Origin of the sequence: Wolbachia endosymbiont (group B) of Germaria angustata (genome assembly GCF_964026725.1) — a bacterium.
Taxonomy (GTDB): Bacteria; Pseudomonadota; Alphaproteobacteria; order Rickettsiales; family Anaplasmataceae; genus Wolbachia; species Wolbachia pipientis_C.
In genome coordinates this window covers 795,419-808,283 of record NZ_OZ034691.1, presented here as the reverse complement: position 1 = coordinate 808,283, position 12,865 = coordinate 795,419, and the positions used below count along the sequence as shown (strand labels likewise).

Below are 12,865 nucleotides of genomic sequence, written 5' to 3'. Positions count from 1 at the left end.
CCCTATTATGACTGTCTATGTTAAGTATATTATTGACATATTAACTATTTTTATGTATTATTATACTATCGGCAATTCATATCAAAGTATTAACAATGAACAACTCTATACAGGAAAAAAAAAGGAAAATCCAGTAGTTACGCTAAAGGCTACAGCGGAAAAGTTTGATTTTAGCAAGTTAAGGGCTGATAAAACCAATAAGTCAGCAAACATTGGTGAGCAGATGCACTTAGATTTTCCAAGAATGAAGTTTATTATCAACAAAAAGGATATAGATCAAGCTTTTATTAATCAATTATATAAAAGACATGCTGGTTTAATTGGAAATGACGGAAATGGAAAGAAGAAATATCGCCAATTTGCAAAAGAAGTTTTTAAGGAAATATTTGAATATGCTGAAGCTCAAGTTCCAAGTGACTCTATCTTAGAGGAATTGGTTACCAATTATAATCAAGCAGGATATGAGTTTATATATGCACCATTTATTGAAGCACTTAATAGCAAACATAAATTACATATGGATGTTAATAGTAGTAACGTTTGTAGAAGGGTACTAATTGACTGTGAAAAAAATTCAGATTCTGTGGGAGTCAGATGTGATACTTCAATGATACCTATTCAAGTGTTGGGAGAAGAAGCCAGAGTATGTGATATATCGTTCTCACTAGAGTTCACACTTGAATCTCAAGATGGGAAAGATGATGTGATATATAAAGATAGCAAATTGTTACTTACTGTGCCCCGAAAATTGAGAGATTACACAATTGATGACAGAAATCTATTTGATATCATTAAAGAATATTTCTACAAATTTTGCGAGAAGTTAGGGTTCAAGTTTGAAGTAGAAATAGAGCATGATTTAGGTGATCCGATGAGCTACCTCGAAGAGGTAGCTCTGCCCATTCATAGCAATGAACATGAAAATACACCCTAAAACTAACAATTAAAATATCTCAAGTTCTGTTAGCTTATTTGCATAGTCAGTTGTACTAGACGCAACTTAATCTGACAGAAAAACTAATATCAATCTCTATGTTTGATGCTACTAATATTTTTCTAAAAAGCAATATGTTTGCTATCAAGAAAAGTCTGCATAGCAATATTTACCTAAATGAGGCCTTGTCTCAATTCCTAAATATAGCTGTGATTTTCTGGTTTATCATAGCCCATATCAGTCAAAATGCGTGATAATAGCACCATCAAAGAAAGATATATTAAAAAGATTAGCGGCAGTAATTGCAGTTTTCTCTGTTTGCCATAGCAACTCTTGAGTAGGTATCAATAATAATGATAATCTATATATCTGCTATAAAACCTCGAGATCCGTAGAATAGGGCTGACTAAGGTTCTCATATATTCCTGTATGCTGAGAACATAAAAGCTCTTTTGATTCTATTCCTAAATCCTCAAGTATTTGTTCCTGTTCAGCTATAAGTTCTGATAGCCCTGTTCCACTTTCACTTACTTCACTTCGTTCAAGACACATAAGTTCTGTTAACTCTACTATGTCCTCTCTAGAAAGCTGATTTTTTTCAGAAAAAGTTGCTTCACTCATATGGTCCTCTTTTTGATATAAAGAGTATCTTATACAAGAGAATAACTAAAATAATCTAAACTCTTGTGTCATATTTGTAGCTTGGTGTAGTTATATGGTACATTGCAGATAAAAGTACTGATTACCTAATTGTAGGAGAAGACCTAGTCAAGATATAAAAAAGCAGTGGAATTGGGGGTGGTAAATTTTAGATGAAGATCAGTGGAATAAAGTGGTAAATTCAGAAGTGTCTGAATAACTGTGTGAACTAAGTTCGGAGGAGAATAGTATCAAGAAAGGAGAAAATTATATGGTCTTACCTTTATTGATGTATTAATTGAGAAGAGTTCTTCAAAGTTAATGTTTTGTTAGTTGTTTTATACTGAAATAGGTATATATAAATAATTAGGGGAATGTTATGCGGTCTAATTCCAATTCACTTAATAAATACGGATATGTATCTGATGCAAATGGATTGTCTCACCAAGAAATGGGAATGTATGATGATTTAGGAAGATATGAAGTTGCTGATGAAGATATGATGTACCAAAAAAACTATGGTATTATTGGTGATAGTTTAAAAAAAATAACAAATCTGACTGGAGATACAGCAAAGAGTATAGCAGATTACCTTATTAAACCTGTTAGTGATCAGGTTGCAAAGCAAATCGTTGTTCCATTAGGAACAGAGATTATAAGTAAAATTGTCGTACCTATTACAAAGAAAGTTGCAGAACAAAATCGAGATATGATAAAAGAGCTAACAGATAAACTCATGGTTCGCGTGGAAGATTTTGCTCGGTTACAAATAGAAAAATTAAAAGAAGACGTGAAGCAAGAGATAACATCAATACCAGGTAAAGTTTTAGAGAAGATAAAACCTTCTTCGTGGCTTCCATAGAAAGCAGAAAGTTTGGATGAAGCTTATTCTGACACTTATGTACCAAATGATATAGATGGATTTGCATGGTAGAGTTTCAGGGTTTAGCAAGATGTTTTTTGGTTTATATTCGCTTGAGGTTAACATCATTGGCCTTAAGCCTTTTTTTCTAAGGAACATAATGTCAAAATGTTAAATGGTCTTACCGCATATCTGCAAATTCTCCCTGTGAGCTCCAACTCTAGCGATTCTGTTAAAGTCTACCAAAAAATAGTCATTTTGCTTGAATATTTGATATAATTTAGATCTATTAAAGCAAAAGCATGAATGAAGTAATAACATTTGGTTGTCGTCTAAATTTTTACGAGAGCGAATTAATCAAAGAAGCATTAAAAAAAGCAAAGAGAGAAAATGTTGTTGTGGTGCATAGCTGTGCAGTGACAAATGAAGCAGAACGTCAAGTAAAGCAAAAAATACGTAAGATCTATAAAAACGACCCAAGTAAAGAAATTATCGTAGTTGGCTGTGCCGTTCAATTAGATCCTAAATCATATAGTGATATTCCTGGTGTAAGTAAAGTGCTAGGTAATCAAGACAAGCTAAGAGCTGAAAATTATCTACTAAATAATGATGAAATCTTAGTTAGTGATAACCAAGTAGAACCTATTCTCATTAATAGATTTGAAGATAAATCAAGGGCGTTTATTGAAATTCAAAATGGTTGTAATCATAGCTGTACATTTTGCTCAATTACTGAGGCAAGAGGGAATAATCGATCTGTGCCAGTAAACAATATTATAGAGCAAATTAAGATTTTTATAGAAAATGGGTATCAAGAAGTGGTGTTTACAGGTGTTGATATTACTGATTTTGGTACAGATTTGTTTGGTAAGCAATCACTTGGTTCAATGATTAGAAGAGTTTTAAAGGATATACCACAGTTAAAGAGACTAAGACTTTCCTCTATTGATGTTGCTGAAGTTGATGATGAACTAATGGATTTAATAGCTAATGAGTCAAGACTTATGCCTCACTTACACTTGAGTCTACAGTCTGGTAATAATTTAATACTAAAGAGAATGAAACGTCGTCACAATAGAGAACAAGTGATAGAATTTTATCATAAAATGAAGAGCTTGAGGCCTAATATAGCATTTGGCGCTGATATTATTGCTGGATTTCCAACAGAAACTGATGAAATGTTTGAGGATACAGTTGATTTACTGAAAAAAATAAATGTAGTTTATCTACATGCTTTTCCATATTCAGAGCGGAAGAATACACCTGCTGCACGAATGCCACAAATACCAGAGAATGTGCGTAAAGAACGAGTAAAGCATCTAAGAAAAATAAATAAAGAAATGATGAGCAGTTTTTATCAATCTTTGCTCGGCACTGAGCAAAGCGTTTTGGTTGAGCAGAATAATATTGGTAGAACAGAAAATTTTGCATTAATAAAACTTACATCAAGAGTTCAAGCTAAAAGTATTGTGAAAGCCCATGTTAAAGGAATAGAAGATAATTGTTTAATTGGAAATATTATTTCTTAATTTTGTGCATTAAAGGAATATATGATATAGTAATCATACTATAAGTGATAATTCATTTATGATAACTAGAATATCTATTGCTTTATTTTTCATCTTCATTCCATGTGTCTATTTTTTTATTACTTATATCAGTAACAATACACACATTGAGCAAATACAACCCTTAAAACTAGAAACAGACAATAATGAAAATGTGATATATTCTGAAGAAGTTACTGAAAAAAAAATACTAATTAATGATTTAAAATATCAAAAGCCTGAAAATAGTTCTGTTGAACAACCTTCTGTTGTTCAAATAACTGATCAGAAAAATATGTGGCCAAGTATTGCAGATCAAACTGAACCTACAAAGGAAAAATCAAAAAAACTTGATTTCTATGTTAGTGCTAACGGTGGTAAGATATGCCATGATAATTCAGAAACATTTGTAAAGGGTATAAAGGCAATAGGAGAAAGGTTTATTAATTTAATCAATACAGCTAATCCTAATCTTTCTTTGCAAGAAAAATTAGTATCAGTGTTCATCAAAGCGGGATTAGTGGATGAAATTCAGAGTATAAAAAAATTTAACGGCAAAATTGATTTCCAGTGGCTTAGGAGCGTATCTTTAGGTTACTATGCTGGGGAAAATGGCCGAGTTGATTTTGAAGCTATGTATTCTACAGCCAATATTGAAGATAGTAATTCTCCTCCGGTATTTGAGAAATCAGCAAGCGTGTTTGGATTTTTATTAAACTTCTATTATAACTCCAGCATTCAAGATACACAATTTGCTCCGTACATTGGTCTTGGTATAGGGCCAACAGTTTTTAGATTAAAAAAGATTAATGGTTCACCAGAAAATTCAATGCCACTGAATGTTCCTTGGTTTGCTTATCAAATAAAGCTTGGTGTTAATTATTTAATAATCCCAGAAGTTAAAACCTTTTTCGGCTATCGTTACTTTAGTATCCCAATACCTATTGCAGATGATATATCCACTCATAGTATTGAAGTTGGTTTGATGTTTAATTTCTAGTAATAATATCTGTTCAAGGGCATCTGAAGCAAAAGTGGTCAGTGCTTGCCATTAGACTTCTTGGATAACTTAAGAAACAAGTAGTAGAAGCAATATTAGGGAAGGTATAAATTTTGAGCAGGTAAGTAAACTTGATGAAGAGAAGCTTCGAAGACTAAGAGGAGTAAAAGGAAAAACATTGGAAAAATAATAGAAATTTTAATAGAGGAAGAGGCCAAGAAAAAGGCAAGAGGAGGAAAACCAAATAAATAATGCATATTTATTAATAGCACTCGAATATTTGTGTAAATACTGTACATATTTCCATATAGCGCAAAGCTATGGAATAAGTGAAAGTTCTTGCTAACAGCTGAATAGAAGATGCATTAATAAAACATCCAGATTTCAGGAAGATAAAGAGCTATTAAAGTCAAATGTAGAATACGAGATTTTAGTAATATAGCTAACCGAAGTGAGATTTGCCTGAGCACTAAAAAACAAAATCAATAGCCGAATTAATATTGGGCCAAAAGGTTTGTAGAGCCTTTCTTATGGCGTGCTTGATCAGAACTTCTCAATCGGATTTAAATCTGGCGAGTATGGAGGCAAGAACAAAATTTTACACCCAATATTTTCTATCAAATTTTTTGTCCTTGCAGATTTATAAAAGCTCGCATTGTCGAGAACAATAGTCTGTCCAGGTTTAAATACAGGAACAAGTACATTTTCTACATAAGCATCAAAAATCTCACTATTGCAGTAGCCATCAATTATCCATGGTGCTTTAACTTTTCCTTCATTCAGTGCTCCAATTATGCTTACCCTCTTTCTTTTAAACCCTGGGCAAATAACTTCTTGCCTCTTTGAGACCACCCATATTCATAAAATTCATTGTCCTCTATTCCAGACTCATCTATGTATATCAAGTTTTCTTTATTTATTTCTTCTACTTTTTTTTATGAACTCTTTGCGTTTCTCTTTCTCGATAAAGAAAAGTTTTTTTTATATGTATAGTTTACTTTGCTAAGGTAGTTATATACTGTGTTTCTACACATATTACCAAATTCTTCAATTATCTTTTCAATTCTAATATCCATCCAGAAATTTGATAAATCTATCCATATCTTTAATCTTATGGCAATATCCTTTGTGATAGCCTGAAGATGGTTTCTTTTTTCCTTTTCCTCCACAAATATATTGTTTTTATGCTTACTAAATTGGTGAGCATGTTACAACGTTTTTGACGACGAAAAGACTGGATAGCTACTTGCATGACAACCATTTAGTTGTCTTTTCTCGTCTATCTTATTTTGTCACTCTTCTGAACAGATACTAAAGTACTAGCTTTTGTGGGTTGATGCACAATTCTATCAGAAGTTTTGTGACTATAATTGCAGAAAACATCGAGCATAAAACTCCTATCGATAAAGTGATAGAAAATCCTCTAATTGCTCCGCTACCAATAATGAACATTATTCCCGCAGCAATTAGTGTAGTGAGGTTTGAATCAAGAATTGTTTTTATTGCGTTTTTAAATCCTTCGTCAATGGCACGAGCTGTTCTTTTTCCTGCTCTTATTTCTTCGCGAATGCGTTCAAATATTAAAACATTTGCATCTACCGACATGCCAACAGTTAGTGCAATTCCAGCAATTCCAGGGAGAGTAAGAGTTGCTTCAAGTAAGGTAAGAATGAGTAGTATAGAGATTACATTAAAAACGAGTGCAACAGACGCTAACAAGCCTAATTTGCCGTAAGTAATGATTATAGATAAACCAACGGCTATGATAGAGATTATTGCTGCAATTTCTCCTGCTTTTATTGACTCTTCTCCAAGGCTTGGACCAATGTTTTTTTCTTCAATTATTTTAAGTGGTGCAGGTAGTGCACCTGATTTTAAAAGTATTGCAAGTTCACTCGCTTGTTTTTCAGTGAAATTACCGCTAATTTCTCCCTCTCCATTTAGAATAGGTTCACGTATTGTTGGTACAGTTAAAACTGTGTTATCTAAAACAATTGCAAAAGGCTTTCCTACATTTTCTTTAGTAATTTTTGCAAATTTTTTGCTTGCTATGCTGTCGAATTTGAAATGTACTGTTGATTTACCTAAATTGCCAAATCTAACTGATGCGTTAACTAATGAATCACCACCTATTTCAGTTTTGCGGAATATCGGGTAGGAATTACCCAAAGAATCTTTGAGCATTACAGTAGTTTCATGGTCTATATCTTGCAACTTTTCTATGTTAGTATTTGCCAAATGAAAAGCTAGCTTAGCTGTTTTGCCAAGCAGAGATTTTATCTGCTGAGTGTCTTCTACTCCAGGAACTTGAACTAATATCTTATTTTGCCCTTGTTTTTGTACACTTACTTCCTTTGTACCAAGCTTATCTAAGCGCCTTTGGACATTAATTATTGACTCTGAAACTACCTCATTGATTAATGAATTCTTATAATGCGGTTTATATGAAATGAAAATTGCAGTATTTTTTCTACTCAATTCTAAATTTGGGTTTATTTTATGTATTAACGTTGAAACTTTTTTGTAATCATCAATATTATTTAAAGTTACAACCACTTGTTTATCGTTCTTTGCGCTAAATTCAATCTTTTGTGTTAACAGACCTTCTTTTATTTCATCGGTTAGCATGCTTAGTTTCTCTTTGAAGTAAAAATCTAAGTCTACGTTTAGGAGTATAGATGATCCACCTTTCAGGTCGAGCCCTAGATTTATCCTCTTTTTTGAGGTGAGAAACTTATTATCAAAGAAGTTTGGCAGTATTATATATAAAGATAGCAAAAAAATTAGCAATACTGAAAGAGATTTAACTGTGAGCTTGTTTAGCATAAATTTAAACTATACTTAGGTACAGTGTAAACTGAATGGTTGCTAATCACAAGCACCTAAATGAAAAGGTCCGTGAAAGATAAAAAACAAGCCTAGAACCAATATCTCTATAATTGATTTTGTTCTTCTAGAACATCATTTATTGAAGCAGTATAAACACATGTATTAGGTTCAGAGTTGGCTCTCAGATTCTCTGTTTGTTTGTTTTGTCTAATTTTGTCAATTGCAAGGTAAGTGCATAAACCAAGTGTTAAGAAAATAACTATGCTAAGTGGTATGTGATTAGCAAGAAATTTACTATAACTTGAATCTTTCCAACCGAGAGGACTAGATAGAGAGGGGTGAGAGAAAAATCTGGGAATTGCTAATACTGCACTTAATGCTGTTAGAATAATAGCGACAGTGGCACCTACAAGAGGTAAAATATTCTTTTTATTAAATCTGCCATTAGAATCTTTTAAAATATCAAACATACATACTCCTCGATTACTAAATGTTCGTGATACTAAGGGCTAATTGTAAAATGTTCAATAACTAAATTGGAGATAATAAAAAATGGGCATAGAATATAGACATATAATATGAAGGATATATGCTAGTTAAAATAGGTACGAGAGGAAGCGACCTTGCGATCATCCAAGCTTTGGAAGCAAAACAAAGATTATTAGAGTCTTTTCCTAATCTATCCGTTGAGATCATTAAAATCAAAACTTCTGGTGATAAATATGCTAATGTAACCCTTGCTGAAATAGGAGGTAAAGGACTATTCCTCAGGGAGATTGAGGCTGAATTACTCAAAAATAATATAGATATGGCGGTTCATTCGCTAAAAGATGTACCTGCGTTTTTCTCGAAGGACTTAACAATTCCTTGTGTTTTAGAGAGGCTAAGTCCATGTGATGTATTTATTTCTCATAAATATAAGAGCCTAAAAACTTTGCCACAGCAGGCTACAATTGCAACTTCTTCAATAAGAAGAAAAGTTCAGCTACTAAATCTCAGGCCAGACTTAAATGTAGTGCCACTGCGTGGAAATGTGACAACTAGACTGCAAAATCAGAATTTTGATGGAATGATTTTAGCCGAAGCAGGACTGATAAGATTAAAAAAACACCATTTAATTACAGAAGTATTATCACCAAAAGTCATGTTAAACGCAGTAGGGCAGGGGGCAATTTGCATTCAATGCCGAAAGAATGATATAAAAGTTATCGATCTTTTAGAGAAAATTAATAATAATATGTCTTTTATAAGGGCAAAATCAGAACGCAGTTTCATGAAGACAGTAAATGGTTCATGCTTTACGCCGCTTGCAGCTTTAGCAGAATATGTGAGTGAAAACATGCTGAATCTTTGTTGTATGTTAGCAGATGAGAAAGGTATATACTTCACTGAGCGTACTTCGTTTGTAGAAGATGCCGAAAAAATGGGTATGGATGCAGGATTAGAGTTAAAATCAAAATGCTTATAAGCTTACCTAAAGTATGTGGAATCTACCGTTATAATGTTTCAATGTCTAAAATGACTTGGTTAAATGTTGGTGGCCAAGCTGATGTACTATTTAAGCCACGTGACGTTGAAGATCTAATGTGCTTGATAAAAGATACTGAGTTACCAATTAGCATTATCGGTGCAACATCTAACATAATAGTGCAAGATAGTGGCATTCGAGGAATAACGGTGAAATTAGGTAAGGAATTTGCATATATTAAATGTAAAGATAATAGCTCCATCGTTGCAGGTGGTGCTGCACTGCTTAGTAACCTTGCCTACTTTGCAGGGGAACAGCAAATTAGTGGGCTTGAGTTTCTTGCCGGAATTCCAGGAACAGTTGGCGGTGGAATAGAAATGAATGCAGGTGCATATGGTAGTGATATTGCGAGTGTTGTAAAATTTATAAGGGCAGTGAATCTAGAAGATGGAAATTTATATGAATTTTCCAGTGAAGAAATGGGATATTTTTATCGTGGACATAGTCTAAAAGGCAGGTGGATTTTTATTGAAGCTGAATTTAAAGGAGTAAGTTCAGAGTATGAGCTTATATTGCAAAGATTGAAAGAAGTTATTGATAAAAAAAATAAAAGCCAACCAGTAAGAGGAAAAACTGCTGGTTGTATATTCAAAAATCCAATAGGCTGCAAGGCATGGAAACTGATTGATGAATCTGGCTGCCGAGGATTAGATAATGGTGTAGCTAAAATTTCTAAGAAACATTGTAATTTTCTACTCAATTACAATAATGCAACTGCACTTGACTTAGAAAACCTTGGCAACAGAGTAAAAGATGCAGTAAAAGATAAATTTAACATTGAACTTGAGTGGGAGATAAGGGTTTTGGGTAGGTAACTTCTAACCTTCTCTAATATGACCTATTTCAATTGAGTACACTTCAATTTAAGTCCAAGGTACACTATTTTGCGAGGATAATTTATGCTTCCTTTAAAGAAAAGCATTCTTTTACTTTTTCGACTGTAGGTTCTATAATACATTCATTTATTTTTTCAACCGTCAATGCTAATAAACCTAATGCAAAAAGACTTACAAATGGTGCAATAACTCCTATTGTTGCACTCATCAAAGCTGCTAATTCTATATTTAATATTACAGTAGGAAAAATAGTACCTATAGCTGCACCAAGACCAATCCCTACTACGGCAGTGGTAGCTAAGGTACATAAAAAATAAGCTATTAGCTTTGTTTGGCTTGTTTTTTCATAATGCTTAAGACTATCTTCTCTGGAAGTAATTAAAATGAGAAATGAGTATGTAGAAACCAAAGAAATAATTCCGCCTATGATTAAAGGTGATAAAGCTGCAAAGTTTAAACTAAAGCCTATAAGTGTTCCTATTATAGCTGCTATCCCATAAGACTTTAAACGCTTTTTAATTTCTGGACCCATACCTCCTTCTATGTATATTTAATTAATAATGAAATGTTACTCATTCTTCCTTCATCTGTAAAGTTATATTAACCTAATTCCAAAAATTGTTGTATAATATCAATTTGAGGTTTTATTTCCAGTGCATAAGTTTGCAGTGTTCTTTTCTATATTGTTTGCAATAGTTGCTTACTATTTAAACAATGAAGTGATATTTGAAGTAGCAAGGCTACTTAGTGATATATTCATCAGTTTATTGAAATTGATTAGCTTACCTTTAGTTTTTCTATCTATCGTGTCCACAATTTCGGGACTTAAAGACTCAATTGAAATTAAAGTATTACTTAAGAAGACACTGTTTTATACGCTGCTTACAACCATTATAGCTGCATTTGTTGCGCTATCTTTCTATTTATTCATAGATCCAGTAAGAAAAAATTTCATAAGTAACACAATAGAAAGTGTGAGTGACAGCAACCACAATTACTTTTCATACTTAAAATCACTCATTCCTTCGAATTTTGTGCAAGTTTTTCTTGAAAATAATGTTATTGGCAGCATATTGATTGCTTTTTTGATGGGTGGAGCTATTATTTCGCTCTCAAAAGAAAAACAAGATATATTACACCAAATATTTTCTGCACTATTTGATACACTTCTTAGAATTGCTCAAGGGTTATTAAAGTTTATTCCTCTTGCTGTATGGTCTTTTATCACATGTTTTTTATACGAGTTAAAAGGTGGCAGCGAATTCCATAGTCTTTTTTGGTATTTTGCTTGCATAATGTCTGCAAATTTCGTGCAAGCATTTGTGATTTTGCCACTACTCATGTGGCATAAAGGTATATCACCAATTCAAACGATGAAAGGTGTTATGCCAGCACTTACACTTGCATTTTTTTCTAAATCATCTAGTGCAACGCTGCCTACAACTATAGAATGTGTGCAAAATCAGCTAAAGGTACCAAAGAAATTGTCATCTTTTATTCTACCAATATGCACAACAGTTAATATGAATGCGTGTGCTGCATTTATTTTAATCACAGTGATGTTTGTTGCAGAGATGAATGGGCACACATTTTCCTTAAGTGAGATGTTCATATGGATTTTTTTAGCTACAGGAGCTGCAATTGGTAACGCTGGAGTGCCGATGGGGTGCTATTTTATGGCAACTAGTTATTTGGTATCAATGAATGTTCCTTTGTACATTATGGGATTGATTTTGCCTATTTATACAATCATTGATATGTTTGAAACTGCAATAAATGTGTGGTCTGATATCTGTATAACACAGATAATTAATAAAGAATTTAAAACTCAAGAATGATATTAGATAATACAATAATAAAAGAATTTGAAGAGGCTGGTGCGATTTTGCACGGACATTTTGTACTCTCGTCAGGGCTGCACAGCAACACTTACATACAATGCGCTAAAATTTTTGAAAATCCAAGCAGAGCAATGAACGTTTGTGAGCTATTGGCGAATAAAATAAGAAAAGAGCTTATTGAACCCATAGATTTAATACTATCTCCTGCAATTGGTGGAATAATCGTGGGTTATGAGATTGGTAGACAGCTTGGAATCCGAACAATATTTTGCGAACGTGTTAATGGTAAATTTAAATTACGCCGTGGATTTAAGATTAAACAAGGTGAGAAGATATTACTAATTGAAGATGTGATTACCACAGGTAAATCTTCACTTGAAGCAGTAAAATGTGCAGAAGAGAAGGGAGGTAAAGTTGTTGCTGGAGCTTCTTTGATCAAGAGAAATAGTGAAACAAAACTACCTTTTCCTATCATATCTTTGATTGAACTAAATATCAAAAACTATAGCGAGGAAGAACTGCCAAGTGAATTAAAACAATTACCCATAATGAAACCTGGGAGTAGAGAATATTTAACAAAATAATTCTATATATGGCTAAAGTGATTCAGTAACTTTTACGTGTTATATGTTGATCTTTTTGCATCAAAGTTAGATATTACAGTTTATTTTCCTGTATTCGTTCAACGGAATGGCAAAATAAGATAGACAAATAAAGATATAAAGTAAAAACAATAATAGGTGTCATTCCGGTTCGTGACACTTGCTTTATGTAGTTTCATTGAAAACGTTGTTTTTATTATAATACCTCCTATGATTAGTTTGCTTATGAGCACCAGTGTCTGGGCAC

14 protein-coding genes are annotated in these 12,865 nt (G+C 32.9%); 8 read left to right on the top strand and 6 right to left on the bottom strand.

The window, feature by feature from the left end; all coding sequences use genetic code 11:
- The first annotated feature begins 52 nt into the window (after positions 1 to 52).
- Complete coding sequence (locus AAGD63_RS03975; protein ID WP_341813104.1) at positions 53 to 934, top strand: hypothetical protein; 882 nt, start codon at positions 53 to 55, stop codon at positions 932 to 934.
- A gap of 372 nt (positions 935 to 1,306) precedes the next feature.
- Here the strand turns inward: AAGD63_RS03975 and AAGD63_RS03970 are convergent, their stop codons facing one another.
- On the bottom strand, positions 1,307 to 1,555 hold the full coding sequence (locus tag AAGD63_RS03970; protein ID WP_341813103.1) for a hypothetical protein: 249 nt from the start codon (positions 1,553 to 1,555) through the stop codon (positions 1,307 to 1,309).
- A 397-nt stretch (positions 1,556 to 1,952) separates the two neighbouring features.
- On the opposite strand from AAGD63_RS03970, the gene AAGD63_RS03965 reads away from it, so the two are divergent.
- The 3 genes from AAGD63_RS03965 to AAGD63_RS03955 all read left to right on the top strand — a co-directional run bounded on the left by AAGD63_RS03965 (position 1,953) and on the right by AAGD63_RS03955 (position 4,982).
- The gene (locus AAGD63_RS03965; protein WP_341813102.1) at positions 1,953 to 2,435 is read left to right on the top strand and encodes a hypothetical protein; all 483 of its coding nucleotides are present in this window, start codon (positions 1,953 to 1,955) and stop codon (positions 2,433 to 2,435) included.
- 302 nt (positions 2,436 to 2,737) lie between these two features.
- Positions 2,738 to 3,964, top strand: coding sequence for a tRNA (N(6)-L-threonylcarbamoyladenosine(37)-C(2))-methylthiotransferase MtaB (gene mtaB, locus AAGD63_RS03960; protein ID WP_341813101.1), 1,227 nt, complete (start codon positions 2,738 to 2,740; stop codon positions 3,962 to 3,964).
- Positions 3,965 to 4,022: 58 nt separating this feature from the next.
- The gene (locus AAGD63_RS03955) at positions 4,023 to 4,982 is read left to right on the top strand and encodes a P44/Msp2 family outer membrane protein (RefSeq protein WP_341813100.1); all 960 of its coding nucleotides are present in this window, start codon (positions 4,023 to 4,025) and stop codon (positions 4,980 to 4,982) included.
- Positions 4,983 to 5,525: 543 nt separating this feature from the next.
- Here the strand turns inward: AAGD63_RS03955 and AAGD63_RS03950 are convergent.
- From AAGD63_RS03950 to AAGD63_RS03935, 4 genes are all read right to left on the bottom strand, one after another.
- Positions 5,526 to 5,834 carry a transposase gene (locus AAGD63_RS03950; protein ID WP_341813085.1) on the bottom strand — a complete coding sequence of 103 codons (309 nt, stop codon included), beginning with the start codon at positions 5,832 to 5,834 and terminating at the stop codon, positions 5,526 to 5,528.
- Positions 5,835 to 5,917: 83 nt separating this feature from the next.
- On the bottom strand, positions 5,918 to 6,151 hold the full coding sequence (locus AAGD63_RS03945; protein ID WP_341813086.1) for a hypothetical protein: 234 nt from the start codon (positions 6,149 to 6,151) through the stop codon (positions 5,918 to 5,920).
- Between the two features lie 142 nt (positions 6,152 to 6,293).
- Positions 6,294 to 7,808 (bottom strand): protein translocase subunit SecD, encoded by a 1,515-nt coding sequence (secD, locus tag AAGD63_RS03940; RefSeq protein WP_341813099.1) that lies wholly within the window; start codon positions 7,806 to 7,808, stop codon positions 6,294 to 6,296.
- A gap of 107 nt (positions 7,809 to 7,915) precedes the next feature.
- The gene (locus AAGD63_RS03935; protein ID WP_264331238.1) at positions 7,916 to 8,281 is read right to left on the bottom strand and encodes a hypothetical protein; all 366 of its coding nucleotides are present in this window, start codon (positions 8,279 to 8,281) and stop codon (positions 7,916 to 7,918) included.
- A gap of 119 nt (positions 8,282 to 8,400) precedes the next feature.
- On the opposite strand from AAGD63_RS03935, the gene hemC reads away from it, so the two are divergent.
- Both hemC and murB read left to right on the top strand, forming a co-directional pair.
- The gene (gene hemC, locus AAGD63_RS03930; RefSeq protein ID WP_341813098.1) at positions 8,401 to 9,279 is read left to right on the top strand and encodes a hydroxymethylbilane synthase; all 879 of its coding nucleotides are present in this window, start codon (positions 8,401 to 8,403) and stop codon (positions 9,277 to 9,279) included.
- Positions 9,270 to 10,154, top strand: a complete 885-nt coding sequence (gene murB / locus AAGD63_RS03925; protein WP_341813097.1) for a UDP-N-acetylmuramate dehydrogenase — start codon at positions 9,270 to 9,272, stop codon at positions 10,152 to 10,154. The genes hemC and murB overlap by 10 nt, the downstream gene beginning before the upstream one ends.
- Before the next feature lie 82 nt (positions 10,155 to 10,236).
- On the opposite strand, the gene AAGD63_RS03920 is transcribed toward murB, so the two are convergent.
- Positions 10,237 to 10,707, bottom strand: a complete 471-nt coding sequence (locus tag AAGD63_RS03920; RefSeq protein ID WP_341813096.1) for a hypothetical protein — start codon at positions 10,705 to 10,707, stop codon at positions 10,237 to 10,239.
- A gap of 121 nt (positions 10,708 to 10,828) precedes the next feature.
- Between AAGD63_RS03920 and AAGD63_RS03915 the strand changes: the two genes are divergently transcribed.
- Complete coding sequence (locus AAGD63_RS03915) at positions 10,829 to 12,013, top strand: dicarboxylate/amino acid:cation symporter (RefSeq protein ID WP_006015333.1); 1,185 nt, start codon at positions 10,829 to 10,831, stop codon at positions 12,011 to 12,013.
- Positions 12,010 to 12,600: an orotate phosphoribosyltransferase gene (gene pyrE, locus AAGD63_RS03910; protein ID WP_341813095.1), complete on the top strand. Its 591-nt coding sequence runs from the start codon at positions 12,010 to 12,012 to the stop codon at positions 12,598 to 12,600. Before AAGD63_RS03915 ends, pyrE begins: the two co-directional genes overlap by 4 nt.
- The last annotated feature ends 265 nt before the right edge of the window (positions 12,601 to 12,865 follow it).

What these genes read in the sequence shown, in the direction of transcription:
- AAGD63_RS03965 (WP_341813102.1), top strand. Translation starts at nt 1,953, where the DNA reads ATGCGGTCTAATTCCAATTCACTTAATAAATACGGATATGTATCTGAT.
- secD (WP_341813099.1), bottom strand. Translation starts at nt 7,808, where the DNA reads ATGCTAAACAAGCTCACAGTTAAATCTCTTTCAGTATTGCTAATTTTT.
- pyrE (WP_341813095.1), top strand. Translation starts at nt 12,010, where the DNA reads ATGATATTAGATAATACAATAATAAAAGAATTTGAAGAGGCTGGTGCG.
- AAGD63_RS03975 (WP_341813104.1), top strand. Translation starts at nt 53, where the DNA reads ATGTATTATTATACTATCGGCAATTCATATCAAAGTATTAACAATGAA.
- murB (WP_341813097.1), top strand. Translation starts at nt 9,270, where the DNA reads ATGCTTATAAGCTTACCTAAAGTATGTGGAATCTACCGTTATAATGTT.
- AAGD63_RS03955 (WP_341813100.1), top strand. Translation starts at nt 4,023, where the DNA reads ATGATAACTAGAATATCTATTGCTTTATTTTTCATCTTCATTCCATGT.
- AAGD63_RS03970 (WP_341813103.1), bottom strand. Translation starts at nt 1,555, where the DNA reads ATGAGTGAAGCAACTTTTTCTGAAAAAAATCAGCTTTCTAGAGAGGAC.
- AAGD63_RS03920 (WP_341813096.1), bottom strand. Translation starts at nt 10,707, where the DNA reads ATGGGTCCAGAAATTAAAAAGCGTTTAAAGTCTTATGGGATAGCAGCT.
- hemC (WP_341813098.1), top strand. Translation starts at nt 8,401, where the DNA reads ATGCTAGTTAAAATAGGTACGAGAGGAAGCGACCTTGCGATCATCCAA.
- AAGD63_RS03935 (WP_264331238.1), bottom strand. Translation starts at nt 8,281, where the DNA reads ATGTTTGATATTTTAAAAGATTCTAATGGCAGATTTAATAAAAAGAAT.
- mtaB (WP_341813101.1), top strand. Translation starts at nt 2,738, where the DNA reads ATGAATGAAGTAATAACATTTGGTTGTCGTCTAAATTTTTACGAGAGC.